Raw genomic sequence first — 22,099 nt, 5'->3', positions numbered from 1 at the left:
TTTTTATGGCACGTATCTGACAAGATACCATTTGCAGATTCAGCTCAGGATTTAGCAACAGGAGAAGGTTTTGGAAGGGGTCATGGATAAGGTAAGAACGTTTTTGCTGGGCTTGCCTCGCCGGCAGAAGCGTCTGCTGCAAGTTACGGTTGATATTTTTCTGGTGTGGGTCGCGCTATGGCTGGCGTTTGTCGTTCGCCTAGGCATTGAAGAACTGTCCAATCCGATCAGCGAGCACCTCTGGTTGTTCTTGAGTGCGCCGGTGATTGCCATCCCGCTTTTTGTTCGCATCGGTATGTATCGTGCGGTCATGCGCTATTTCGGCAATGACGCACTGATCGCAATCGTTAAAGCAGTCAGCCTTTCATCGTTGATCCTTGCGGTGGTTGTCTATTGGTACAGCAACCATCAGGCAGTGGTTCCTCGTTCGATCATTTTCAATTACTGGTGGCTCAGCCTCATTCTGATAGGTGGGCTGCGGTTGATGATGCGTCAGTACTTTTTGGGTGATTGGTTCGCTGCTACCCAGCATGTGCCTTTTACTAACCGTGACGACGGATTGCCGAAGGTTGCAATCTATGGCGCAGGCGCTGCTGGTAACCAATTAGTTGCGGCCTTGCGTCTCGGACGGGTGATGCGTCCCGTGGCTTTTATCGATGATGACAGCTCAATTGCAGATCGCACGATCGCCGGCTTGCAAGTTTTCAAACCCCGAAACATCCAGCGAATGATTGACGTCACAGGTGCCCAGGAAGTGCTGTTGGCAGTTCCATCCGCTACGCGGGGTCGCCGCCGCGAGATCCTGGGTTTTCTGGAAGGCTTCCCGCTGCACGTGCGTAGCGTGCCCGGGTTCATGGACTTGGCCAGTGGTCGAGTAAAAGTCGATGACATTCAGGAAGTTGACATTGCTGACTTGCTTGGGCGTGACCCCGTCCCGGCCCAGTCTGACCTGTTGCAACGTTGTATTGTCGGCCAGGCTGTATTGGTAACGGGAGCCGGTGGCTCCATTGGCTCGGAACTGTGTCGGCAGATTCTTACTTTGGGGCCGACAACCTTGTTGTTGTTCGAGCACAGTGAATACAACCTGTACAGCATTCTCAGCGAGCTTGAGCAGCGCGTTGCTCGTGAGTCGTTGCCGGTGCGAGTACTGCCGATTCTGGGGTCTATTCGCAATCAGGGGCAGCTTGTCGATGTGATGCGAACCTGGCGTGTCGATACGGTTTACCATGCCGCTGCGTACAAGCATGTACCCATGGTTGAGCACAATATTGCTGAAGGCGTATTGAACAATGTTATTGGTACGCTGAATACCGCCCAGGCTGCGTTGCAGGCGGGCGTTTCAAATTTTGTCTTGATCTCGACGGACAAGGCTGTGCGTCCTACCAATGTAATGGGCAGCACCAAGCGCCTTGCTGAAATGACCCTGCAAGCATTGAGTCGGGAGCTGGCGCCGGTGTTGTTCGGCGATGATGGGAAAATTTCGCAAGTCAATAAGACGCGGTTCACCATGGTACGGTTCGGCAATGTGCTGGGGTCTTCGGGCTCAGTCATTCCCCTGTTCCACAAGCAGATCAAATCTGGCGGGCCGCTGACGGTTACCCATCCGAAAATTACTCGCTATTTCATGACCATCCCGGAGGCCGCACAGTTGGTCATTCAAGCCGGCTCGATGGGGCAAGGAGGCGATGTATTTGTTCTGGATATGGGCGAACCCGTGCGTATCGTCGAGCTTGCGGAGAAGATGATTCATTTGTCTGGGCTGAGTGTGCGTTCCGAGCGCAACCCGCACGGCGATATTGCCATCGAATTTACCGGGCTGCGCCCGGGTGAAAAGCTGTATGAAGAACTATTGATTGGCGATAACGTTGTTGCGACTCAGCACCCAATGATCATGAGCGCCAATGAGGACTACCTGTCCTGGGAAGTGCTCAAGTCGAAGTTGTCCAGCCTGCTTGTTGCCGTCTCCGCAGATGACTATGGAACAGTCAGGCAATTGTTGCGAGAAACCGTCAGTGGCTACACGCCGGATGGTGAAATTGTCGACTGGATCTATCAGCAGCGGCGCCTCGAGCCCTGATCGGCAGTGGCCTGTTCTATGGCCGGTGGCTGTTTAGGCAACATCGCAAGGCAGCCCAGGGGGCTGCCTTTTTTGTCACTGTACGTCTGTGAAGTCGTTGCTGGTCTAATTTGGTAAAGGTTCCAGTGAGCAATTTGGTTTGACTCTCGTCCAGACCGTTCTAGGTTTCAGAGGCAGCTACGGAAAAGCTGTCTTTGCAAACCACTCAAGGAGTCTTATCCATGCGCAACACTGTCCTGTCCTACCTCCTTCTGCCTCTCTTCGCTGCCGTATCCCTTACGACAACGGCCGCGGTGCAGCCCGAAGATAATCCCGCACCGATCATGGTCTCCATGCAGCCGGCGGCTAAACTGGACCTGAACCAGGCCGATGCTGCCACCCTGCAATCCACCCTGACCGGCATCGGCAAAACCAAGGCCGAAGCCATCATTGCCTATCGCGAAGAGCATGGGGCGTTCACCTCAGTGGATGAACTGCTGGAAATCAAAGGTATTGGCAAGGCACTGCTGGACCGTAATCGGGACAAGCTTTCAGTCAACTGACACCAAGGAAGAGGCCGGTCATTGACCGGCTTTTCTTTGTTGGCATATGCCTTCGGTCGGCTCTGGTTGATCGAATATTACGAGTATAATATTTTGATCTGGCACTGCACATCCTCTTCTGCAAGCCTTTGGAGATCACCGCAATGTCAGTTATTTCGGCAGTACCCACCGCCCTTGTCACAGGGGCTTCTTCCGGCATCGGCGCGGTGTACGCCGAGCGTCTGGCCGCCCGCGGGCACGATCTGTTGCTGGTTGCACGGGACCGTCAGCGTCTCGAAGCCCTGGCGAGCGACCTCCAGGCGCGTCACGGTATCAATGTCGAGGTATTGGCCGCAGACCTCGCCCAGGCAAACGATCTGGCCCGGGTCGAGCAGCGCCTGCGCGACGATGAGCAGATCGGCGTGCTGGTCAACAACGCCGGGATCGCCCTGCATGGCACCTTGGCTGAGGCTACGCCGGCGCAGATCGAGTCGCTCGTTGCGTTGAACATCGTGGCTGTGACCCGCCTGGCTGCTGCGGCAGCTGACCGGTTTTCCGGGGCAGGTCGCGGCACAATCATCAACATCGCCTCGGTCGTGGCTTTGGCGCCAGAGATGTTCAATGCGGTCTACAGCGCGAGCAAGGCGTACGTCCTGAGCCTCAGCCAGACGCTGCATGGTGAACTGAAAGATAAAGGGGTGCAGGTCCAGGTCGTGCTGCCCGGGGTCACCCGTACGGAAATCTTCGAGCGCTCCGGCCTTGATGTAACCCAAATCGACCCGCAGATGGTGATGGAAGTAGGGGAGATGGTTGACGCTGCGCTCAGCGGTCTGGACCAGAAAGAACAGGTGACTATTCCTTCACTGCCGCAGGCGACGGATTGGCAGGCTTATATCAAGGCCCGGGATGCTCTGGGGCCAAATCTGTCGCGCAGTTCGGCGGCGGCGCGCTACAAGTAAGGCCGCGTTACGCCAAGTCGTGTAAACGGCTCAGCGGTCCTGCGCATCCTTGGCATCCATCTCGGCATTGCGCTCATGCACACGTTTAAGCTGCTCCTCGGTCAGGGGCAGCTTTTTCGCGGTATCACGCAGTAGCATCAGGCCACCGACGATGGAACCGATTGCGAGCACCAGAATCAACCAGGCGTACCAGGGCATGTAGTTCTCCTTCGGGCGGGGAATGACGCCGCTCCTGTTCGTTGGAGCCAAAGCATCATTCATTGGTTCAATTATAGGGGGCTGCCCGTTTGGCGGCCATTTCGCGATCATCGGCCCCCCACGGGCCGCCGCTTCGTTTACAATGCGCGCCGTTCAAGACTTGCCAAGAGACCCGCCCATGTCCGCCTGCCAGACGCCCATCATCGTCGCCCTGGATTTCCCTACCCGTGACGCCGCCCTGAAGCTGGCCGATCAGCTCGATCCTGCACTGTGCCGGGTCAAGGTCGGCAAGGAGCTGTTCACCAGCAGCGCATCGGGCATTGTCGAAACCCTGGTCGAGAAGGGCTTCGAAGTGTTCCTCGACCTGAAATTCCACGATATCCCCAACACCACCGCCATGGCCGTCAAGGCCGCCGCGGAGATGGGCGTGTGGATGGTCAACGTGCATTGCTCCGGTGGCCTGCGCATGATGGCGGCCTGCCGTGAGGTGCTGGCCCAGCGCAGCGGCCCGCAGCCGTTGCTGATCGGCGTGACCGTGCTGACCAGCATGGAGCGTGAAGACCTGGCCGGCATCGGCCTGGATATCGAGCCGCAAGAGCAGGTGCTGCGCCTGGCGGCACTGGCCGAGAAGGCCGGCATGGACGGGCTGGTGTGCTCGGCGCTGGAAGCGCCGGCACTGAAGGCCGCGCACCCGTCGCTGCAACTGGTCACCCCGGGGATCCGCCCGGCCGGCAGCGCCCAGGACGACCAGCGTCGCATCCTGACCCCGCGCCAGGCCCTGGATGCCGGCTCCGACTACCTGGTGATCGGTCGTCCGATCAGCCAGGCTGCCGATCCCGCCCAGGCGCTGGCGGCGGTGGTCGCCGAGATCAGGGCTTAAGCACCAGCTTGCCGAAATTTTCCCCGCTGAACAGCTTCAACAGTGTCTCGGGGAAAGTTTCCAGCCCTTCGACCACGTCTTCCTTGCTCTTCACCTTGCCGGTTGCCAGCCAGCCGGCGATCTCTTGCGCCGCCTTGCCATAGTTGGCGGCATGGTCCATCACTACAAAGCCTTCCATGCGCGCACGGTTGACCAGCAGTGACAGGTAGTTGGCCGGGCCTTTGACCGCCTGCTTGTTGTTGTACTGGCTGATGGCGCCGCAAATGACTACCCGCGCCTTGAAGTTAAGGCGACTGAGCACGGCGTCGAGAATGTCGCCGCCGACGTTGTCGAAGTAGACATCGACCCCTTTCGGGCACTCGCGCTTGAGGCCTTGCAGGACATCTTCGGCCTTGTAGTCGATGACCCCGTCAAAGCCCAGGTCATCCTTGAGGTACTGGCACTTCTCGGCGCCGCCGGCGATACCCACCACGCGACAACCCTTGAGCTTGGCGATCTGCCCGGCAATGCTGCCGACGGCGCCCGCAGCACCGGAGATCACCACGGTTTCTCCTTCTTTGGGTGCACCAACCTCGAGCAGGGCGAAGTAGGCGGTCATGCCGGTCATGCCGAGGGCGGACAGGTAACGCGGCAGCGGCGCCAGTTTCGGATCGATCTTGTAGAAGCCCTGGGGCTCGCCGACGAAATAGTCCTGGATGCCCAGTGCGCCGTTGACGTGATCGCCGACGGCATAGCCCGGGTGTTTCGAGGCAACCACCTCGCCGACGCCCAGGGCGCGCATCACCTGGCCGAGGCCCACCGGCGGGATGTACGACTTGCCTTCGTTCATCCAGCCGCGCATGGCCGGGTCCAGTGACAGATAGAGGTTCTTCACCAGAATCTGACCTTCAACCGGTTCTGCCACCGGCACCTGTTCATAGCTGAAGTCGTCGCGGGTGACGGCGCCGGTCGGGCGTTTGACGAGGAGGAAGCGGCGGTTGGTCTGGGCAGTCATGGCAAGGCTCTCGTTTGAAGGGCAATGCTTGTTGATAGACCCTGATTGGCCAGTCGGCAAGGTTTACCCGCTTGGCGAATGCACGGTAATCCACTGCGCTGATTGATCCTGGCCAACACAATCACCCACGCCGATAGTGCTTCAACCGGCGCCCTGATGATGCTGCCCAACGCCGCGGATCGCTGCCTAGACTCCTGATCACTGACCTCACTTTGTTGCAGGAGCTAGCGATGAGCATGAGTTTTTCCGGCCAGGTTGCCCTGGTCACCGGTGGTGCTGCGGGGATTGGCCGGGCGACGGCACTGGCGTTTGCCGCCGAGGGTTTGAAAGTGGTGGTGGCCGACCTTGATGCCGCCGGTGGCGAAAGCACGGTCGAGCTGATCCGCAATAACGGCGGCGAGGCCTTGTTCGTCAGCTGCAACGTCACCCGCGAGGCGGATGTGCGGCAGCTGATGGGGCGCACGGTCGAGGCTTACGGGCGTCTGGACTACGCCTTCAATAACGCCGGTATCGAGATCGAGCAGGGCCGCCTGGCCGAAGGCAGCGAGGCTGAGTTCGACGCGATCATGGGCGTCAACGTCAAGGGTGTGTGGTTGTGCATGAAGTACCAGTTGCCATTGATGCTGGCCCAGGGCGGCGGCGCCATCGTCAATACGGCATCGGTGGCTGGCCTTGGGGCCGCGCCGAAGATGAGTATCTACAGCGCTTCCAAGCATGCGGTGATCGGCCTGAGCAAATCGGCGGCCATCGAGTACGCCAAGAAGAAGATCCGTGTTAACGCCGTGTGCCCGGCGGTGATCGACACCGACATGTTCCGCCGCGCCTATGAGGCTGACCCGCGCAAGGCTGAATTCGCCGCAGCCATGCACCCGGTCGGGCGTATTGGCAAGGTCGAGGAAATTGCCAGTGCCGTGCTTTACCTGTGCAGCGATGGCGCTGCGTTCACCACCGGCCAGGCCCTGGCAGTCGATGGCGGCGCCACGGCTATTTGACGGTTGCCAGCGTCGGCACGGCAAGCGCCTTGTGGCTGCGTGCCAGGGCCAGGCCAACCAGCAGGCAACCGGCCAGCAGCACCAGGCCGAATAGCAGCAGGGCGGTGCCTGGGCCGAGGCGGTCGACCAACAGCCCGGTGAGGATCACCGGCAGGCTGAAGCCCATGTAGGCCAAGAGGAAGAAGCCGGCGCTGGCGCGGGTTTTTTCCTCACCGGCCAAGGTGTTCACCGCCGACAATCCACCCAGGTACACAAAGCCATAGCAGGCGCTGCTGGCGGCGATGGTGCCCAGCAGCACGGCAGCCAGCGCGCCGCTGTCCGCGCCCCAGGCCAGCAGCGCATAGCTGCAGGGCAATATCACCAGGCCAATGGCCGTGGCGCGCACCGGTGCCAGGCGCTTGGCCAGTGGCTGGAACAGTAATCCGCAGCTGATCACGCAAAAAGTCGAAAACCCCGACCAACTGGCCAGGCCATGCTGTTTGAGGATCGACGGCAGCAAGGCGATCACCAGGCCGACACAGGCCCAGGCCAGCAGGATCGCCAGGCCATAGGGCAGGCTGCCGGTTGGGTAGTAGGGCAGGCGCAACAGGGCGGCGGGATTGTCCAGGCGCCGGTCGGGCAGCTGCCATACCGCCAGCATCGCCAGGCAGGCCAGCGCCAAATGCAGGTAAAAACTGCCCGGTGTCAGGCTTGGACCACTGAGCAGGAACAGGCTGGTCAGCGCCGCACCCAGGCCGAAACCCAGCGAGGTGCTGGCGGTGACCCAGGTGGCGGCGTGACGGTTGTCGCCGCTGTGCATCAGTTCGCTCATGTAGGCGGTGCCGGTGGCCGACGCCAGTGCGGTGCCGATGCCGAGCAGCAGGCGCGCCAGGCCCAGGGTTTCAAGGCCAGGGGCCAACAGCATCAGCAGGGTGGCGAACATCGACAAGGCCAGGGCGACGAGGATCAGCGGGCGACGCCCGACCCGATCGGCCAGGCCGCCAAGCAACAGCAACACTGGAATCACCCCCAGTACATACCCGGAGAACGCCATTGCCGTGGCCCCGGCGCCATAACCGGAAAGCTCGGCGTAAGCGGTGTACAGCGGTGCCTGCAGGTTGACCGCAAAGGTGATCAGGCACAGGGCAAAAGCCAGTAGGGCAGGGTGGCGCTGGGTGGGCATGGTCGGCTCCTTGTCGATGGGCCGACTATCCGGTGATCAGCAGGGCCTCACAAGGCACACTGGCAAGGGTTTTGTGATTAACTGTTCGGACAAAATCTGCGAACACTTTGCCATGCACCTCAGCCTTGATCGTCACTCCGCCATCCCGCTGGCACAGCAATTGACTGGGCAACTGCAGGCCTGGATCGAAGGCCAGCGCTTGCGTCCCGGTAGCCGCTTGCCGTCGATACGTCAGTTGGCCCGGGAGCAGGGCGTCAGCCAGTCCTGCGTGATCGAAGCCTACGACCGGCTGGTGGCAGCAGGCTGGCTGGAGGCGCGCCATGGCGCCGGATTTTTTGTCGCTGAACAGCGCCTCAAGACACCTCTGGTCGATCAGCCGATCCGCGACGAAGCGTTCGACAGCCGCTGGCAGCAATTCACGGACGATCCGGGCGAGCTGCTCAAGCTGTGCTGTGGCTGGGTGCCCTCCAGCTGGCGCGCCACCGAGGCGATTGCCCAGGCAGTGCGTCAGGTCAGCCGTGGCGCGGTCGATGAGCTGATCGACTATTGCCCGCCACTGGGCCTGGCCAGCCTGCGTACCCAATTGCACAAGGGCCTGGGGCAGATCGGCATCCACGCCGCGCCCGAGCAGATCCTCACCACTCAGGGCGCCAGCCACGCCCTCGACCTGCTGGTGCGCACCCTGCTCAAGCCAGGTGACAAGGTGCTGGTGGAAAGCCCGGGTTACTACAACCTGTACAGCCTGTTGCGCCTGCATCAAATCGACATGCTCGAAGTGCCGCGTACCCCGCACGGTCCCGATCTGCAGGTGCTGGAGGACCTGCTCAAGCAGCACCGCCCGCGCTGCCTGTACATCAACAGCCTGTACCAGAACCCCACCGGCAGCAGCCTGTCGCCCAAGGTCGCCTATCGCTTGCTGGAACTGGCCCGTGAACATGACCTGCTGATCATCGAGGACGACATCTACGCGGACTTTCAGGACGGTACAGTCACGCGTCTGGCAACCCTGGATGCCGAGCAGCGGGTGATCTACCTGGCCAGTTTCTCCAAGACCCTGAGCAGTTCGCTCCGGGTCGGCTACCTGGTGGCCGGGCCTGAGCTGGTCGCCCGCCTGGCGGAACTGAAAATGGTCAGCGGGCTGGGGACTTCGCGCTTTACCGAGCAGGTGGTGGCGCAGATGCTTGGCAACGGCAGCTACCGAAAAAGCACGGCACGCCTGCGCCTGCGCCTGGCCCAGCACATGGCCAAGGCCCTGGGGCAACTGGAGGCCAACGGCTGGGAAGTGTTCACCGAGCCCTATGGCGGCATGTTCGTCTGGGCCCGTTGCCCGGGGCGCAGTTTTGCCGAGCTCAACCACGAGGCGCAGGCCTGTTCGGTGCTGTTGGCGCCGGGCAGTGCCTTCGATCCCCAGGGCGCTGCCTGCGACTGGTTGCGGATCAATGTCGCCTATGCCCAGGACCAACGGGCACAGACGTTCTTCCAGCGCGCCGGGCGACCTCGGCTGTCCTGAAAACGACGCAACTGTAGCTTTTTGCCATTATTCCGACGCCGGGATCTTGTGCCACCAGCCACGCCATTGCCACTCTTCACGCTTGATGCATTTGCGGGCAGCAGGGGGAAGTGCGATGAGTTCGGCCAAGCGTGGTTTTTTCGCCAACCTGGGCATGGCCCGCAAGCTCGGGCTGGGGTTTGCCCTGGTCTTGCTGCTGACTGCCGTGGTGGCGGCAGCGGGAGTTGCCGCCCTGCATAGCGTCGGGCAACGCTTCGACGGTTTGAAGCAGATGGCGGCGCTCAATACCGCGCTGCTCGACACTCGCTTGCAGGAACAGGCATTCGCCCTGCGCTCCGATCCCAAGGCGGTAGAAGCAGTGCACCAGCGCCTCGAAGCCCTGCAAGAGCAAGCACGGGCGCTGCCGCAACTGAGCGGCGTCGAGCAGGCGCTGAACGATTACCGCCAGGCCTTCGACCAGTTCGTCGAGCTGACCCAGGCCAAGGAGCTGGCGCTGGACATGGCCAGTTGGTCAGTCTCCAGTGTTGCCAACAACCTCGATGTGCTGCAGTCGGGGCTGGCCGATGATGGCACCTATACCCTCAAGGATAGTCAGGGCCAGCAGGGCGCCGAGTTCGTAGAGCAGGCCGGGCAAGTCGCTCAGGTTGCCCGCTTGATGTTGCAGGCCATGGATGAGGCGCGGGTGCGCCTGGAGCAGAACCGCAAGGGCGCCGAAGATGCGCGCCAGGGGCGCATCGAACAGACCGAACAAGCCGCTGCCCTGGTCGAGCAGTTGAAGACTGCGGTAACCGACGCCGGCTATCAAACCGTGCTTGGCGAAGTCAGCACGCATATCGCCAGTTTCAGCGAGAAGCTTGCCGAGTACACCGATCTGCTTGGCCGTGAGCAGCAGCTCAAGCAGCAATTGCAGGCGCGGGCCGAGCAGGTCACCCGTCAGGTCGATCAAGCCTATCTCGCTGAAGACCAGGCCATGCAAGGCGAGTTGCAGCGCAACGCCGTGCTGATCCTCGCTGCCTCGCTGCTGGCATTGCTGGCGGGCGTGCTGGCGGCCTGGTTGATCACCCGCGCGGTGGTCGGGCCGTTGCGGCAGGTAATGGGCCGGGCCCAGCAGATTGCCGCCGGCGACCTGCGCGGCGAAATCAGTATCGATCGGCGTGACGAGGTCGGCCAGCTGATGCTGGCCATGCAACAGATGGGCACAGGCTTGAGCGCGATCGTCAGTGGCCTGCAAAACGGTATCGAACAACTGGCCAGCAACGCCCAGTCGCTGTCGGCGGTCACCGAGCAGACCAATCGCGAGGTCAACAGTCAGAAGGACGAGACCGAGCAGGTGGCCACCGCCATGCAGCAGATGACCGCCACCGTGCATGATGTTGCACGCAACGCCGAAGAAGCCGCCCTGGCGGCGCAAACGGCGGATGACAAGGTCGAGAGCGGCCAGCAGGTGGTGCGCCAGAGCATGCAGCGAATCGAGCAGTTGGCCAGTTCCGCCGAGTCGGCCAGCCAGAGCATCGACACCCTCAGCAGCGAAGTGCAGAACATCGGTCAGGTGCTGGAGGTGATCAAGAGCGTCGCCGAGCAGACCAACCTGCTGGCGCTCAACGCCGCCATCGAAGCTGCACGGGCCGGCGAGCAGGGCCGGGGCTTTGCCGTGGTTGCCGACGAGGTGCGGGCACTGGCGCGGCGCACCCAGCAATCGACCGAGGAGATCGAGCGCCTGGTCAGCAGCTTGCGCAGCGGTGCCCAGGCATCGGTAGCGCAGATCCAGGGCAGTGCCGAGCTGGTCAAGTTGGCCGTCAGCGATGCCCTGCACACTGAAAGCGCACTGGGCAGCATTGCCGCAGCGGTGTCGTTGATCCAGCAGATGAACCAGCAGATTGCTGCGGCAGCGCAGCAGCAGAGCTCGGTGGCCGAGGAAATCAACCGCAGCGTCACCCAGATCCGCAGCAGCGCCGATCAGTCGGCATTGGCCATGCAAGGCAACGCCAGCTCAAGTATCGAGCTGGCGCAGCTGGGCAACGACTTGAAGGGCATGGTCGGGCATTTTCGCCTGTAGGAGCGGCGGTGCGGCTCCCGACTTGCCCCGCGATTTGCCTACGCCGATTTACGCCAGTTGAGGATCATCAAGGTCAGCACTCCGGCGACAATCCCCCAGAACGCCGAACCGATCGAGAACAGGGTAAAGCCAGACGCTGTGACCATGAAGGTAATCAGCGCCGCTTCCCGCTCCTTGGCTTCGTTCATCGCCACGGTCAGGCCGTTCATGATCGAGCCGAACAGCGCCAGGGCAGCGATCGACAGCACCAGCTCCTTGGGCAGGGCTGCGAACAGCGCCGCGAGGGTGGCGCCGAAAACGCCAGCGATACCGTAGAAGATCCCGCACCAGACCGCCGCGGTGTAACGCTTGTTCGGGTCTTCATGGGCGTGCGGCCCGGTGCAGATCGCCGCGCTGATGGCCGCCAGGTTGATGCCGTGGGAGCCGAACGGCGCCAGCACCAGCGAAGCCAGGCCGGTTACCGAGATCAGTGGCGAGGCGGGTACCTGGTAGCCATCCGCACGCAGTACGGCGACACCGGGCATGTTCTGCGAAGTCATGGCAACCACGAACAGCGGAATGCCGATGCTGATAGTGGCGGCCAGGGAGAAGCTTGGCGTGGTCCACACCGGGGTGGCCACTTCCAGGCTGAAACCGCTGAAATCAAGCAGGCCCATGGCGCCGGAAAGGGCGGTACCCACGACCAAAGCGGCTAGCACCGAGTACCGCGGCGACACGCGCTTGATCAGCAGGTAGCTGAAGAACATCCCCAGCACCAACGCGGTCCGATGCTGGGCGGCAATGAAGATCTCGCTGCCGATCTTGAACAGGATCCCGGCCAGCAGCGCCGAGGCCAATGATGCCGGAATGCGTTTGACCAGGCGCTCGAAGCTGCCGGTCATTCCGCAGATCACCACCAGCACCGCACAGGTGATGTAAGCGCCGATGGCTTCGCCGTAGCTGACCCCGCCCAGGCTGGTGATCAGCAACGCCGCCCCGGGGGTCGACCAGGCAACGGTGATCGGCGTGCGATAGCGCAGCGACAGGCCGATGCTGCATATCGCCATACCGATCGACAGCGCCCAGATCCAGGAGGAGATTTGCGCGGTGGTCAAGCCGGCTGCCTGGCCGGCCTGAAACATCAGCACCAGCGAGCTGGTGTAGCCGGTGAGCATGGCGATGAAGCCGGCCACGACCGCGGAAGGGGATGAGTCGGCCAAAGGGCGCAATTGCGCAGACGTGGCGTCGGACATGGGGCTTTCCTTGTTCTGGGTGTAAGCAGTTTTTTCAGACTAACGCGCAGACTGTTGATCTTTGCCATACAGCAGGCATTGCAATTAGCCGTACAGTCGCCAACTATGGGCGCGGGTTCGATTCAGCATTACGAAGAGGGGGAGCGATGTACAAGGTTTACGGCGACTACCAGTCGGGCAACTGCTACAAGATCAAACTCATGCTGCACCTGCTTGACCTGCCTTACGAATGGCACTCGGTGGATATCCTCAAGGGCGAGACGGAAACCCCGGCGTTCCTGGCCATGAACCCCAACGGCAAGGTGCCGGTACTGGAGCTCGAGGATGGCACCTATCTGTGGGAATCCAATGCGATTCTCAACTTCCTCGCCGATGGCAGCGAATTCCTGCCTACCGAACCGCGCTTGCGCACCCAGGTGCTGCAATGGCAGTTCTTCGAGCAGTACAGTCATGAGCCGTACATTGCCGTAGCACGCTTCATCCAGTTCTACCTGGGGCTGCCGCAAGACCGGCTGGAGGAGTACAAGACGTTGCACAAGGGCGGCTACAAGGCCCTGCGGGTGATGGAGAAACAGCTGCAGCTAACGCCGTACCTGGTGGGCGATACCTACTCGATCGCCGATGTGGCGCTGTACGCCTACACCCATGTCGCCCATCAGGGTGGGTTCGACCTCAATGAATACCCGGGCGTTCAGGCATGGCTGGAGCGTGTGGCCAGCCATCCCCGTCACGTGACCATGCTCGGTTGAGCGATCAGGCGGCAAAACGCTTGTTGAGGTAGTCGATGATCACCTTGGATTCATACATCCAGGTGGTCTTGCCGTCTTCCTCGATGCGCAGGCATGGCACCTTGATCTTGCCACCTTCGGCGAGCAGGGTCTGGCGATCCTGTTCGTTGTTCTTGGCATCACGCAGCGCCACCGGCACGTTCAGGCGGTGCAGGGTGCGGCGGGTTTTCACGCAGAACGGGCAGGCGTGAAACTGATACAGGCTCAGGCCGCTGGCTTGCTGTTCGACCTGGGCCTGGGCGGCCGGGTCGCGCTTGAGCTTGGCTGGGCGGCTGATCCAGTCACCGAACACAATCAACTGGCCAAGGCCCACACGCAGTGCTTTGACGATCATGGCAACTCCTCAGAATAAAAAAAGCCGACCACGACAGGTCGGCTTGCAGTCTGGCCCGATTACTTGATCAGGCTGAGAAACTCGCTGCGGGTCGCGGCGTTTTCGCGGAATTCGCCGAGCATCACCGAAGTGATCATGGTCGAGTTCTGTTTTTCCACACCGCGCATCATCATGCACATGTGCTTGGCCTCGATGACCACCGCCACGCCCAGGGCGCCGGTGACCTGCTGGATCGCTTCGGCGATCTGGCGGCTGAGGTTTTCCTGGATCTGCAGGCGACGGGCGTACATGTCGACGATCCGCGCCACCTTGGACAATCCCAGGACCTTGCCGTCAGGGATGTAGGCAACATGGGCCTTGCCGATGAACGGCAGCATGTGGTGCTCGCACAGCGAGTACAGCTCGATGTCCTTGACCAGGACCATTTCGCTGTTATCGGAGCTGAACAGGGCGCCGTTGGTCACTTCTTCCAGGGTTTGCTCATAACCGCGGCAAAGGTACTGCATGGCCTTCGCAGCCCGCTTGGGCGTGTCGAGCAGGCCCTCGCGGGAGACATCCTCGCCAAGCTGGCCAAGGATCGCGGTGTAGTTCTGTTCCAGGGACATGGATCTACCTGTGGGATTTATCGCAAACGCGAAGGGTACGGCGGCGACGGCGGCGCTGCAAGTACGGCGTTACTCGTCACGGCCTTCGAGCATGGTTCGCTTGAGCATGACATACACCGCGCCCGTACCGCCATGGCGGGCCTGGCACGAAGTAAAGCCGAGTACTTGCGGGTGCTGGCGTAGCCAGGTGTTGACGTGGCTCTTGATCATCGGCCGCTTGCCATCCAGGCGTACCGCCTTGCCGTGGGTGACGCGCACGCAGCGCACTTCGAAGCGGGTGGCCTCGGCGAGGAAGGCCCAGAGGGTTTCCCGGGCTTTTTCGACGGTCATGCCATGCAGGTCGAGGCTGCCTTCAAAGCCGATCTGGCCGAGCTTGAGCTTGCGCATCTGGCTTTCCTGGACGCCGTCACGGCTCCAGTGCAGGTCGTCTTCGGGGCCGACATCAATGACAAACTGGTCCGACAGGCCGTCGACCACGGTCTGGTCGCTGCGCACTGTCGCGGCCTGGCGCAGGCTCGCCAGCTTTTTGCGGTCGGCCTTGGGTTTGCCGACCTCGGCGCGATCATGCGTGATCGGCTTGACGCCGCGCATCTCGCTTTTGAACAGGGAAAATTCGTCGTCTTGCATGTAAGCCTCCGCCTGGGCGGCGTAGTTTACGCGACTCCCCTAAGGCGTGCAGTCAATCGTGTTTTTTCATCAGGTGCGGTGACAGGTTGAGCTCGCGGCTGCGGCGCAGACGCAAGCGGCTGCGGCGCCAGAACCAGATGCCCAGGTACAGCAGTAACAGGCCAAGGCCGAGCAAGATGCTGGCGCCAGCCGGGTTGGCATTGAGCTCGCCCAGGGCCGCGGGGCGGCCCAGCAGGCTGGCGGCGCCGGCCATGGCCAGCAGCACGCCGGCAGTTGCCAGTAACGCCGAAAACGCCGCAGCCAGGCGCATGCCCCAGTTACGGGGCGTGCGGGGGCGCAAGCGCTTGGCATCAAAACCATCGGATATTTTCATTCCGATTTCCTCTATGGATATCCGGCGTTGGACCGAAAAGCCGTGAGGTGGTTCCGCCCGGCTGCCGGGCGGTCGCTCAGATCAGGCTGGTAGTCGGCGCCACACAGGCAAAGTTGTCGGCCATGATCGCCATTTCGCTCTGCTGGATCTGCGCCGCAGGGATGACGCCATCCTTGAACGGAAGGTCGCGGGTGGCGCAGGCATCTTCGATCAGGGTGCAACGGTAGCCGTAATCCTTGGCCCGGCGCACGGTGGTGCTGACGCTGGAGTGACTCATGAAGCCGCAGACGATCAGGTCCAGGTGGCCGTATTTCTGCAGGGTCTCATGCAGGGTGGTGTTCTTGAAGGCGTTGGGCATGCGCTTTTCGATGATCACTTCGTCACCCTGTGGCTCCAGGCCCGGGATGAATTCACCGCGTGGGCCCTGCGGGTCGAACATGCCGCCGACGGTACCCAGGTGACGCACGTGGATGATCGGGCGCCCGGCCTTGCGGGCCGCCTCGAGCATTTTAGCGATGTTGGCCACGGCCGCGTCCATGCCCGAGAGCGCCAGAGGACCGCTGAGGTACTCCTTTTGCGCATCGATAATCACCAGGCTGGCGTTGTTCAGCTTGGCCGGCGGATAACCGCGACCGCTGAGGTGGAACATCGTCGTTGGAACAGACATCAAGGGCTCCTTTGGATAGGGCTTTTACCCTATTGTCCCCTGCCTGAGCACTTATGTGAATCGCTTCGCGTACAACCAGCGTCGTTAGTGGCCTGCAGCCACCTTGGCGATATCCTTACAAGGTGTTTTTGCCGATCATTTCTTTGGCCGGGCTGTTAGAATCGCAGGTCGTCTTTCAAGGAGTCTGTTGTGATCACTTCTCGCTTGCGCACCCTGCGCGATCATATCCGTTGGGCCGTCAGCCGTTTCCACGAGCATGGCCTGTTTTTCGGTCATGGCGCCGACAACGCCTGGGATGAAGCGCGGCTGCTGGTGCTGGGCTCGGTGCACCTGCCCTGGGAAGTCGCCGACGCCTACCTCGACTGCCAGCTGGAAGACGATGAGCTGGTCAACCTGCAGCGTATGCTCAAGCGCCGTATCGAAGACCGCGTGCCCACGGCTTACTTGCTGGGTGAAGCCTGGTTCTGCGGCTTGTCGTTCATTGTCGATGAGCGCGTGCTGATCCCGCGCTCGCCGATTGGCGAGCTGATCGAAAAGCGCTTCGAGCCATGGCTGGCCGGTGAGCCGGCACGCATCCTCGACCTGTGCACCGGCTCCGGTTGCATCGGTATCGTCAGTGCCGAAGTATTCCCCGAGGCTGAGGTGGTGCTCGCCGACCTGTCCTTCGAGGCGCTGGAAGTCGCCAACCAGAACATCGAACGTCACGGCCTGGAAGAACGCGTCTATACCGTGCAGGGCGATGGTTTCGCCGGTCTGCCGGGTCAGCGTTTCGACCTGATCCTGTCCAACCCTCCGTATGTCGATGCCGAAGACTTTGCCGACATGCCCGAGGAATACCACCACGAGCCGGAGCTGGGCCTGGCGTGCGGCAATGACGGCCTGGACCTGGTGCGGCGGATGCTGGCCGAAGCAGCGGATCACCTGACCGAGAAGGGCTTGTTGATTGTCGAGGTGGGCAACAGCCAGGTGCATGTCGAGGCGCTTTATCCGCAAGTGGATTTCGCCTGGCTGGAGTTCGAGCGGGGCGGGCACGGGGTGTTCATGCTCACGGCTGAGCAGTGCCGTCAGCACCAGGGGTTGTTTGCCTCGAAGGTGTAAGGCTTCAGGTTTGCAGTGAATCTATCGCTGGCAAGCCAGCTCCCACAATTGCCCTTGTGGGAGCTGGCTTGCCAGCGATGCTTTTTAGCGGTGAGTCGCAATCCAGATCAACAACCCCGCCTGAAACACCGCAAAGGCCACCAGGCAGGTGATGGTAAAACGCAGCCCACTGTCTTCACGGCGGTACTTGCTGACCCGCTCATCACGCTCGCGCAGTTGCGCCTCTTTTTCCTGCAAGCTCTGCTCGGCCTGTTGCAGCATCTGCGCGGCATCGAGAATCTCGACCCGCTGCAGCTTGTCACTGTTCCAGCCGCCCTTGAGTTCACCGACCTGCACATCGACAAAGCGCCCCTTCAGGTGCTGGGCATCGGCGTACTCGACCTCCAGGCCATGGCTGCGCAGCACATGGTCACGGCGCAGGCGGGTGTCTTCGTTGAGGGCGTCCTTGCTTGGCAGGGCAGCACCTTCGACTCGGTAATGCGGCCACTTGCGCTGCGCCCATTGCACTGCCTGGTTCAGCAGGAAGCGCCCCAGGCCACGGTTCAGCGGCTCGATCTGCAGGCCTGAATCGGGGGTGAAAGTTACGCGTTTTTCTTCATGGTCGACCCACACATCCAGGTGGTTCTGTTCCTTGCGCACCTTTTGCGCCGGCAGCTGGATAGCCATGCGCAGCAGGCTGGTCTGCTTGTTGTGGCGTTCGGCATAGCCGTACTGGACAAAGCGCAGCGGCCGCGCACCGCTGTTGCGGTCGGTCGGCAACGGCGCCAGGCGCAGCATCTGGAAGTGTTCGGGGGCAACATCGGCCCAGGGCAGTGGGGCGGCCTCCGGTGCTGCCTGCTCGGCAGTCGTCTCGGCGGTGTCCTGGGGGGCGGCTTCGGTCATCACGGCAATCCTCATGTGCGCAGCGGGCTGGTCGCATTGACGATGCCAGCACCGCTATATCGGCAGGATTGTCCTGGGCTGGAGGCGTAATTTCTGCGATTTGGCCTCAGCTGGCAGGCAACCGCTGAATGAAGTCGATAACGCGCTGGCCCAGTTCGGCCGCTTGCGGCAGTTGCGGATCAAGATAGCTGTCACGTTGCTGGCTGATTTCCTCGGGGGCAATGCGCAGCATGTGGTTCATGCCCTTGATCACTGCAAGCTCGGCATCCGGCTTGGCGGCCTTGAGGATTTCGGCGTTGTCGACATTGACCTGGAAGTCATGGGTGCCCTGGATGATCAGTGCCGGTACCTTGACCTTGGCAAAGGCATCCGCCGGGTCCTGGCGGAACAGCGAAATCAGGTAGGGCTGCACGCTCGGGCGCAGTACGTCCTGCAGGGGCAGGGGCACCCGGGAGGAGGTCTTGCCGTTTTTAAGGCGATCGAGGATGTCCCCGGCACTGGCCATGTAGCGCCCGGGTACCCGCTCAAAGATCTGTGCACGCAACGCCTTGTCGATCGGCCAGCCGCTGCCGGCGATGCTGATTACGGCACTGGCGCCGCTTTGCTCGGCGGCCAGGCTGGCGATCAGCGCACCTTCGCTGTGGCCAAGCAGGATCAGGCGGCCGAAGCGCGGGTCGGCCTTGATCTTCTGGCTCCAGGCCACCGCGTCGGCGACGTAGCGCTCCACCGTCAGGTCGCGTTCATCCGGGGTGGCCGCCAGGCTCGCAGCGACGCCGCGCTTGTCGTAGCGCACGCTGGCGATATTGTTTTTCGCCAGGGTCAGGGCCAGTTGCTTGAGGTTGTCGGTGTTGCCGCCGTAAGGATTGTTGCCGTCGCGGTCGGTGGGCCCCGAGCCGGCAATGATCAGCACCACCGGTGGCGGCTGCTCGGTGCGCGGCAACAGCAGGCTGCCATGTAACACGCCGCTGCCGGTGTCGAGGCTGACCGGGCGCTGGAATACGGTGGGGGCAGCAGCCTGGACCAGGCCGCTGAACAGCAGGGCGATTACTGCAACAATACGCAACATCATCAGGCCACTATCGAGAGAGTGCGGTTTGGACCGGGCCGGGCGCAGAAGGTTCGCCGTCAGGGATGAACTGAATGGTTAGCCTGCGTATACTGGCGGCCTTGTTCAAATCTGGCTGATTCGCGGAGCGTCCTGCATGTCCGGCAATACCTACGGCAAGCTGTTCACTGTCACCACCGCTGGCGAAAGCCATGGTCCGGCGTTGGTCGCCATTGTCGATGGCTGCCCGCCGGGCCTGGAAATTTCCCTGGCCGACCTGCAGCACGACCTGGATCGGCGCAAGCCCGGCACCAGCCGCCACACCACCCAGCGCCAGGAAGCCGACGAAGTCGAAATCCTCTCGGGAGTGTTCGAAGGCCGCACCACCGGCTGCTCCATCGGCCTGCTGATTCGCAACACCGACCAGAAGTCCAAGGACTACTCGGCGATCAAGGACCTGTTCCGACCGGCCCACGCCGACTACACCTATCACCACAAGTATGGTGAGCGTGACTACCGCGGCGGTGGCCGCAGCTCGGCGCGGGAAACCGCCATGCGCGTGGCCGCCGGCGCCATCGCCAAGAAGTACCTGGCCAGCCAGGGCATCCGCATCCGTGGCTACATGAGCCAGCTCGGCCCGATCGAAATCCCTTTCAAGACCTGGGACTCGGTGGAGCAGAACGCCTTCTTCAGCCCTGACCCGGACAAGGTCCCGGAGCTTGAGGCGTACATGGACCAGCTGCGCCGCGACCAGGATTCGGTCGGGGCGAAGATCACCGTGGTGGCGGAAGGCGTCATGCCTGGCCTGGGCGAGCCGATCTTTGATCGCCTGGATGCCGAGCTGGCCCACGCGCTGATGAGCATCAACGCGGTCAAGGGCGTGGAAATCGGTGCAGGCTTTGCCAGCGTCGCCCAGCGCGGTACCGAGCACCGTGACGAGCTGACCCCGGAAGGTTTCCTCAGCAACAACGCCGGCGGCATTCTTGGCGGTATTTCCTCCGGTCAGCCAATCGTTGCCCACCTGGCCCTCAAGCCGACCTCTAGCATCACCACCCCGGGCCGTTCCATCGACGTCGATGGCAACCCGGTTGAAGTGATCACCAAGGGCCGTCACGACCCGTGCGTGGGTATCCGTGCCACGCCAATCGCCGAAGCAATGATGGCTATCGTGCTGATGGATCACCTGCTGCGTCACCGCGGGCAGAACGCCGACGTGCGAGTGAAGACGCCGGTGCTGGGCCAGCTGTAATGCTGGCACCTGCCATTCGCGCTGCGGCTCGCTGAGCCGTGGCGCCGATTCCCTACTGGCGGCTGTCCAGTTTCTACCTCTTTTACTTCGCCTTGCTCGGCTCGACAGCGCCGTTTCTGGCGTTGTATTTCGATCACCTGGGTTTTTCCAGTGCGCGCATCGGCGAGCTGGTCGCCATTCCCATGCTGATGCGTTGCGTGGCCCCCAACCTGTGGGGCTGGCTGGGTGACCGCAGTGGCCAGCGCTTGCTGATCGTGCGCGTGGGCGCCGTGTCGACCCTGGCGACCTTTTCGTTGATCTTTTTCGGCAAAAGCTATGCCTGGCTGGCGCTGGTGATGGCCCTGCATGCGTTCTTCTGGCATGCGGTATTACCGCAGTTCGAGGTCATCACCCTGGCCCACCTGCAAGGGCAGACCGCACGCTACAGCCAGATCCGTCTGTGGGGCTCGATCGGCTTCATCCTCACCGTGGTCGGCCTTGGCCGGCTGTTCGACGGCTTGAGCCTGGATATCTACCCGGTCACGCTGGTGATCATCATGGCCGGTATCGTCCTGGCCAGCGTCTGGGTGCCCAATGCCCAGCCACCGGGGCAGAATGATCGTACCGCCAGCGGCGGTTTTCTCAAGCAACTGGCCAGCCCCGGTGTTGCCGCGTTTTACCTGTGCGTGGCATTGATGCAACTGAGCCACGGCCCGTACTACACCTTTCTGACTCTGCACCTTGAGCACCTGGGTTACAGCCGCGGCACCATCGGCATGCTCTGGGCGCTGGGGGTGGTGGCCGAGGTGCTGATGTTCCTGGCCATGAGCTGGATCCTGGCGCGGGTGTCGCTGCGCCGGGTGCTGCTCGCCAGTTTTGCCCTGGCGGCAGTGCGCTGGGCGTTGCTGGGCAACTTTGCCGAGCACCTGGGCGTGCTGTTGCTCGCCCAGGTCTTGCATGCGGCCACCTTCGGCAGCTTTCACGCTGCCGCCATCGCCTTCGTGCAACGCAGCTTCGGCGCCCGCCAGCAAGGCCAGGGGCAAGCGCTGTATGCAGCGCTCGCCGGCACCGGCGGCGCCTTGGGCGCCTTGTACTCGGGGTACAGCTGGAACCTGCTGGGGCCGGCTACCACCTTTAGTATTGCCAGCGTCGCAGCCCTGGCTGCAGCCGTTATCATTGCACTTCGAATGAAAGAGGACAGGGCATGAGCCTTGGCCGTAAACCGGTAGTAAGGAGTTGCCCCGATGAGCAGCCTTAGCGTGTATCACCAGTCCACCCCGGACATTCCCAACAAGGTACTGACTCACCTGGAGGATATCGCCGCGACCCTGGCCGAGCAGGGCGTGCGTTTCGAGCGTTGGCAGGCAGCCGCGCCCATCCAGGCGGGCGCCAGCGATCAGCAACTGATCGGCGCTTATCAGCCTGGTATCGATGCGCTGAAGGCCGAGACCGGTTACGCCAGTGTCGAGGTGACCCGCGAAGCGGACGCCAGCTTGCTCGCCGAACATACCTGTGACGAAGATCGACTGCACTTTTTCGCCGCCGGGCGCGGGCTGGTCAGCCTGCGGATCGAGGACTACATCTATGCGGTGTTGTGCGAGAAGGGCGATTTGATCGGCGTGCCGGCAGGGGTTCGGCACTGGTTCGACATGGGCGAGGAGCCGCGGTTCGTGGCGATCCGGGTGTTCAACCGGCCGGAAGGTGGGCTTGCACGATTTACTGGCGATTCGATTGCCAAGAATTTCCCGCGGCTTGACGACTGACAAACGCCATCGCGGGGGAAAACCACCCCCCCAAAGAAGAGAAAGACTTTCCCCCCAAACCCCCCCCAAAGCAAAAAAAAAAAAAACCCCCCTACCCCCAACACACAA

The 22,099-nt window shown here is 62.0% G+C and carries 23 protein-coding genes and 1 pseudogene; 13 read left to right on the top strand and 11 right to left on the bottom strand.

What is annotated here, in order from left to right; all coding sequences use genetic code 11:
• The first annotated feature begins 82 nt into the window (after positions 1-82).
• The 3 genes from ABM562_RS27420 (at position 83) to ABM562_RS27410 (ending at position 3,557) form a co-directional block, all read left to right on the top strand.
• Complete coding sequence (locus ABM562_RS27420) at positions 83-2,077, top strand: polysaccharide biosynthesis protein (protein WP_346617559.1); 1,995 nt, start codon at positions 83-85, stop codon at positions 2,075-2,077.
• 221 nt (positions 2,078-2,298) lie between these two features.
• The gene (locus ABM562_RS27415; RefSeq protein WP_346617558.1) at positions 2,299-2,619 is read left to right on the top strand and encodes a ComEA family DNA-binding protein; all 321 of its coding nucleotides are present in this window, start codon (positions 2,299-2,301) and stop codon (positions 2,617-2,619) included.
• 143 nt (positions 2,620-2,762) lie between these two features.
• Positions 2,763-3,557, top strand: coding sequence for an SDR family NAD(P)-dependent oxidoreductase (locus tag ABM562_RS27410; RefSeq protein ID WP_460423927.1), 795 nt, complete (start codon positions 2,763-2,765; stop codon positions 3,555-3,557).
• A 30-nt stretch (positions 3,558-3,587) separates the two neighbouring features.
• Here ABM562_RS27410 and ABM562_RS27405 read toward each other — a convergent pair whose 3' ends face one another.
• Complete coding sequence (locus tag ABM562_RS27405) at positions 3,588-3,755, bottom strand: DUF2897 family protein (RefSeq protein WP_010224101.1); 168 nt, start codon at positions 3,753-3,755, stop codon at positions 3,588-3,590.
• Positions 3,756-3,933: 178 nt separating this feature from the next.
• On the opposite strand from ABM562_RS27405, the gene pyrF reads away from it, so the two are divergent.
• Positions 3,934-4,635 (top strand): orotidine-5'-phosphate decarboxylase, encoded by a 702-nt coding sequence (pyrF, locus tag ABM562_RS27400; protein WP_115085845.1) that lies wholly within the window; start codon positions 3,934-3,936, stop codon positions 4,633-4,635.
• Here the strand turns inward: pyrF and ABM562_RS27395 are convergent.
• Positions 4,625-5,629 (bottom strand): NADP-dependent oxidoreductase, encoded by a 1,005-nt coding sequence (locus ABM562_RS27395; protein WP_346617556.1) that lies wholly within the window; start codon positions 5,627-5,629, stop codon positions 4,625-4,627. The two genes, pyrF and ABM562_RS27395, sit on opposite strands and share 11 nt — an antisense overlap.
• A gap of 230 nt (positions 5,630-5,859) precedes the next feature.
• Between ABM562_RS27395 and ABM562_RS27390 the strand changes: the two genes are divergently transcribed.
• Positions 5,860-6,621: an SDR family oxidoreductase gene (locus tag ABM562_RS27390; RefSeq protein WP_233673633.1), complete on the top strand. Its 762-nt coding sequence runs from the start codon at positions 5,860-5,862 to the stop codon at positions 6,619-6,621.
• Here ABM562_RS27390 and ABM562_RS27385 read toward each other — a convergent pair.
• Complete coding sequence (locus ABM562_RS27385; protein WP_115085848.1) at positions 6,614-7,783, bottom strand: MFS transporter; 1,170 nt, start codon at positions 7,781-7,783, stop codon at positions 6,614-6,616. The two genes, ABM562_RS27390 and ABM562_RS27385, sit on opposite strands and share 8 nt — an antisense overlap.
• Before the next feature lie 112 nt (positions 7,784-7,895).
• Between ABM562_RS27385 and ABM562_RS27380 the strand changes: the two genes are divergently transcribed.
• The 3 genes and pseudogenes from ABM562_RS27380 (at position 7,896) to ABM562_RS27370 (ending at position 11,349) form a co-directional block, all read left to right on the top strand.
• A complete protein-coding gene (locus tag ABM562_RS27380) occupies positions 7,896-9,293 on the top strand; it encodes an aminotransferase-like domain-containing protein (protein WP_460423926.1) in 1,398 nt (465 codons plus the stop codon).
• Positions 9,223-10,488: pseudogene (locus tag ABM562_RS27375) on the top strand (HAMP domain-containing protein); the annotation flags it as partial. The gene ABM562_RS27380 and the pseudogene ABM562_RS27375, both read left to right, overlap by 71 nt.
• On the top strand, positions 10,468-11,349 hold the full coding sequence (locus tag ABM562_RS27370; RefSeq protein WP_460423937.1) for a methyl-accepting chemotaxis protein: 882 nt from the start codon (positions 10,468-10,470) through the stop codon (positions 11,347-11,349). The pseudogene ABM562_RS27375 and the gene ABM562_RS27370, both read left to right, overlap by 21 nt.
• 38 nt (positions 11,350-11,387) lie before the next feature.
• Here the strand turns inward: ABM562_RS27370 and ABM562_RS27365 are convergent, their stop codons facing one another.
• Positions 11,388-12,581, bottom strand: a complete 1,194-nt coding sequence (locus ABM562_RS27365) for a benzoate/H(+) symporter BenE family transporter (protein ID WP_134061729.1) — start codon at positions 12,579-12,581, stop codon at positions 11,388-11,390.
• A 146-nt stretch (positions 12,582-12,727) separates the two neighbouring features.
• On the opposite strand from ABM562_RS27365, the gene ABM562_RS27360 reads away from it, so the two are divergent.
• The gene (locus ABM562_RS27360) at positions 12,728-13,330 is read left to right on the top strand and encodes a glutathione S-transferase family protein (protein ID WP_115085851.1); all 603 of its coding nucleotides are present in this window, start codon (positions 12,728-12,730) and stop codon (positions 13,328-13,330) included.
• 4 nt (positions 13,331-13,334) lie between these two features.
• On the opposite strand, the gene ABM562_RS27355 is transcribed toward ABM562_RS27360, so the two are convergent.
• The 5 genes from ABM562_RS27355 to ABM562_RS27335 all read right to left on the bottom strand — a co-directional run bounded on the left by ABM562_RS27355 (position 13,335) and on the right by ABM562_RS27335 (position 15,975).
• Complete coding sequence (locus tag ABM562_RS27355) at positions 13,335-13,703, bottom strand: glutathione S-transferase N-terminal domain-containing protein (RefSeq protein ID WP_115085852.1); 369 nt, start codon at positions 13,701-13,703, stop codon at positions 13,335-13,337.
• 59 nt (positions 13,704-13,762) lie between these two features.
• Positions 13,763-14,308, bottom strand: coding sequence for a GTP cyclohydrolase I FolE (gene folE, locus ABM562_RS27350; RefSeq protein WP_038994069.1), 546 nt, complete (start codon positions 14,306-14,308; stop codon positions 13,763-13,765).
• A 69-nt stretch (positions 14,309-14,377) separates the two neighbouring features.
• A complete protein-coding gene (locus ABM562_RS27345) occupies positions 14,378-14,935 on the bottom strand; it encodes a Smr/MutS family protein (protein WP_134061731.1) in 558 nt (185 codons plus the stop codon).
• Between the two features lie 52 nt (positions 14,936-14,987).
• Positions 14,988-15,308, bottom strand: a complete 321-nt coding sequence (locus tag ABM562_RS27340) for a hypothetical protein (RefSeq protein ID WP_115085857.1) — start codon at positions 15,306-15,308, stop codon at positions 14,988-14,990.
• 76 nt (positions 15,309-15,384) lie between these two features.
• Positions 15,385-15,975 carry a cysteine hydrolase family protein gene (locus ABM562_RS27335; protein ID WP_010224084.1) on the bottom strand — a complete coding sequence of 197 codons (591 nt, stop codon included), beginning with the start codon at positions 15,973-15,975 and terminating at the stop codon, positions 15,385-15,387.
• A 189-nt stretch (positions 15,976-16,164) separates the two neighbouring features.
• Here ABM562_RS27335 and prmB point away from each other — a divergent pair, with 189 nt between their 5' ends.
• Complete coding sequence (gene prmB / locus ABM562_RS27330) at positions 16,165-17,073, top strand: 50S ribosomal protein L3 N(5)-glutamine methyltransferase (protein ID WP_115085858.1); 909 nt, start codon at positions 16,165-16,167, stop codon at positions 17,071-17,073.
• Positions 17,074-17,157: 84 nt separating this feature from the next.
• Here the strand turns inward: prmB and ABM562_RS27325 are convergent, their stop codons facing one another.
• Positions 17,158-17,955, bottom strand: coding sequence for a hypothetical protein (locus ABM562_RS27325; RefSeq protein ID WP_115085859.1), 798 nt, complete (start codon positions 17,953-17,955; stop codon positions 17,158-17,160).
• 106 nt (positions 17,956-18,061) lie between these two features.
• Entirely contained in the window at positions 18,062-19,024 is a 963-nt protein-coding gene (locus tag ABM562_RS27320; RefSeq protein ID WP_115085860.1) for an alpha/beta hydrolase, read from the bottom strand.
• A 133-nt stretch (positions 19,025-19,157) separates the two neighbouring features.
• Between ABM562_RS27320 and aroC the strand changes: the two genes are divergently transcribed.
• From aroC to ABM562_RS27305, 3 genes are read left to right on the top strand one after another with little or no spacing between them, the layout of a single operon-like run.
• On the top strand, positions 19,158-20,249 hold the full coding sequence (aroC, locus tag ABM562_RS27315; protein WP_038994078.1) for a chorismate synthase: 1,092 nt from the start codon (positions 19,158-19,160) through the stop codon (positions 20,247-20,249).
• Positions 20,250-20,287: 38 nt separating this feature from the next.
• The gene (locus tag ABM562_RS27310; protein WP_115085861.1) at positions 20,288-21,436 is read left to right on the top strand and encodes an MFS transporter; all 1,149 of its coding nucleotides are present in this window, start codon (positions 20,288-20,290) and stop codon (positions 21,434-21,436) included.
• Positions 21,437-21,472: 36 nt separating this feature from the next.
• Positions 21,473-21,991, top strand: coding sequence for a 1,2-dihydroxy-3-keto-5-methylthiopentene dioxygenase (locus ABM562_RS27305; RefSeq protein ID WP_460423925.1), 519 nt, complete (start codon positions 21,473-21,475; stop codon positions 21,989-21,991).
• Positions 21,992-22,099 lie beyond the last annotated feature (108 nt).

The sequence above is a fragment of the Pseudomonas sp. ZL2 genome (assembly GCF_054788455.1).
This window is presented reverse-complemented; position numbering and strand designations above follow the sequence as displayed.

What these genes read in the sequence shown, in the direction of transcription:
- ABM562_RS27355 (WP_115085852.1), bottom strand. Translation starts at nt 13,703, where the DNA reads ATGATCGTCAAAGCACTGCGTGTGGGCCTTGGCCAGTTGATTGTGTTC.
- aroC (WP_038994078.1), top strand. Translation starts at nt 19,158, where the DNA reads ATGTCCGGCAATACCTACGGCAAGCTGTTCACTGTCACCACCGCTGGC.
- ABM562_RS27390 (WP_233673633.1), top strand. Translation starts at nt 5,860, where the DNA reads ATGAGCATGAGTTTTTCCGGCCAGGTTGCCCTGGTCACCGGTGGTGCT.
- ABM562_RS27415 (WP_346617558.1), top strand. Translation starts at nt 2,299, where the DNA reads ATGCGCAACACTGTCCTGTCCTACCTCCTTCTGCCTCTCTTCGCTGCC.
- ABM562_RS27305 (WP_460423925.1), top strand. Translation starts at nt 21,473, where the DNA reads ATGAGCAGCCTTAGCGTGTATCACCAGTCCACCCCGGACATTCCCAAC.
- ABM562_RS27385 (WP_115085848.1), bottom strand. Translation starts at nt 7,783, where the DNA reads ATGCCCACCCAGCGCCACCCTGCCCTACTGGCTTTTGCCCTGTGCCTG.
- ABM562_RS27365 (WP_134061729.1), bottom strand. Translation starts at nt 12,581, where the DNA reads ATGTCCGACGCCACGTCTGCGCAATTGCGCCCTTTGGCCGACTCATCC.
- ABM562_RS27420 (WP_346617559.1), top strand. Translation starts at nt 83, where the DNA reads ATGGATAAGGTAAGAACGTTTTTGCTGGGCTTGCCTCGCCGGCAGAAG.
- folE (WP_038994069.1), bottom strand. Translation starts at nt 14,308, where the DNA reads ATGTCCCTGGAACAGAACTACACCGCGATCCTTGGCCAGCTTGGCGAG.
- ABM562_RS27320 (WP_115085860.1), bottom strand. Translation starts at nt 19,024, where the DNA reads ATGATGTTGCGTATTGTTGCAGTAATCGCCCTGCTGTTCAGCGGCCTG.
- ABM562_RS27395 (WP_346617556.1), bottom strand. Translation starts at nt 5,629, where the DNA reads ATGACTGCCCAGACCAACCGCCGCTTCCTCCTCGTCAAACGCCCGACC.
- ABM562_RS27380 (WP_460423926.1), top strand. Translation starts at nt 7,896, where the DNA reads ATGCACCTCAGCCTTGATCGTCACTCCGCCATCCCGCTGGCACAGCAA.
- ABM562_RS27325 (WP_115085859.1), bottom strand. Translation starts at nt 17,955, where the DNA reads ATGACCGAAGCCGCCCCCCAGGACACCGCCGAGACGACTGCCGAGCAG.
- ABM562_RS27410 (WP_460423927.1), top strand. Translation starts at nt 2,763, where the DNA reads ATGTCAGTTATTTCGGCAGTACCCACCGCCCTTGTCACAGGGGCTTCT.
- ABM562_RS27370 (WP_460423937.1), top strand. Translation starts at nt 10,468, where the DNA reads ATGCTGGCCATGCAACAGATGGGCACAGGCTTGAGCGCGATCGTCAGT.
- ABM562_RS27360 (WP_115085851.1), top strand. Translation starts at nt 12,728, where the DNA reads ATGTACAAGGTTTACGGCGACTACCAGTCGGGCAACTGCTACAAGATC.
- ABM562_RS27340 (WP_115085857.1), bottom strand. Translation starts at nt 15,308, where the DNA reads ATGAAAATATCCGATGGTTTTGATGCCAAGCGCTTGCGCCCCCGCACG.
- pyrF (WP_115085845.1), top strand. Translation starts at nt 3,934, where the DNA reads ATGTCCGCCTGCCAGACGCCCATCATCGTCGCCCTGGATTTCCCTACC.
- ABM562_RS27405 (WP_010224101.1), bottom strand. Translation starts at nt 3,755, where the DNA reads ATGCCCTGGTACGCCTGGTTGATTCTGGTGCTCGCAATCGGTTCCATC.
- ABM562_RS27345 (WP_134061731.1), bottom strand. Translation starts at nt 14,935, where the DNA reads ATGCAAGACGACGAATTTTCCCTGTTCAAAAGCGAGATGCGCGGCGTC.
- ABM562_RS27335 (WP_010224084.1), bottom strand. Translation starts at nt 15,975, where the DNA reads ATGTCTGTTCCAACGACGATGTTCCACCTCAGCGGTCGCGGTTATCCG.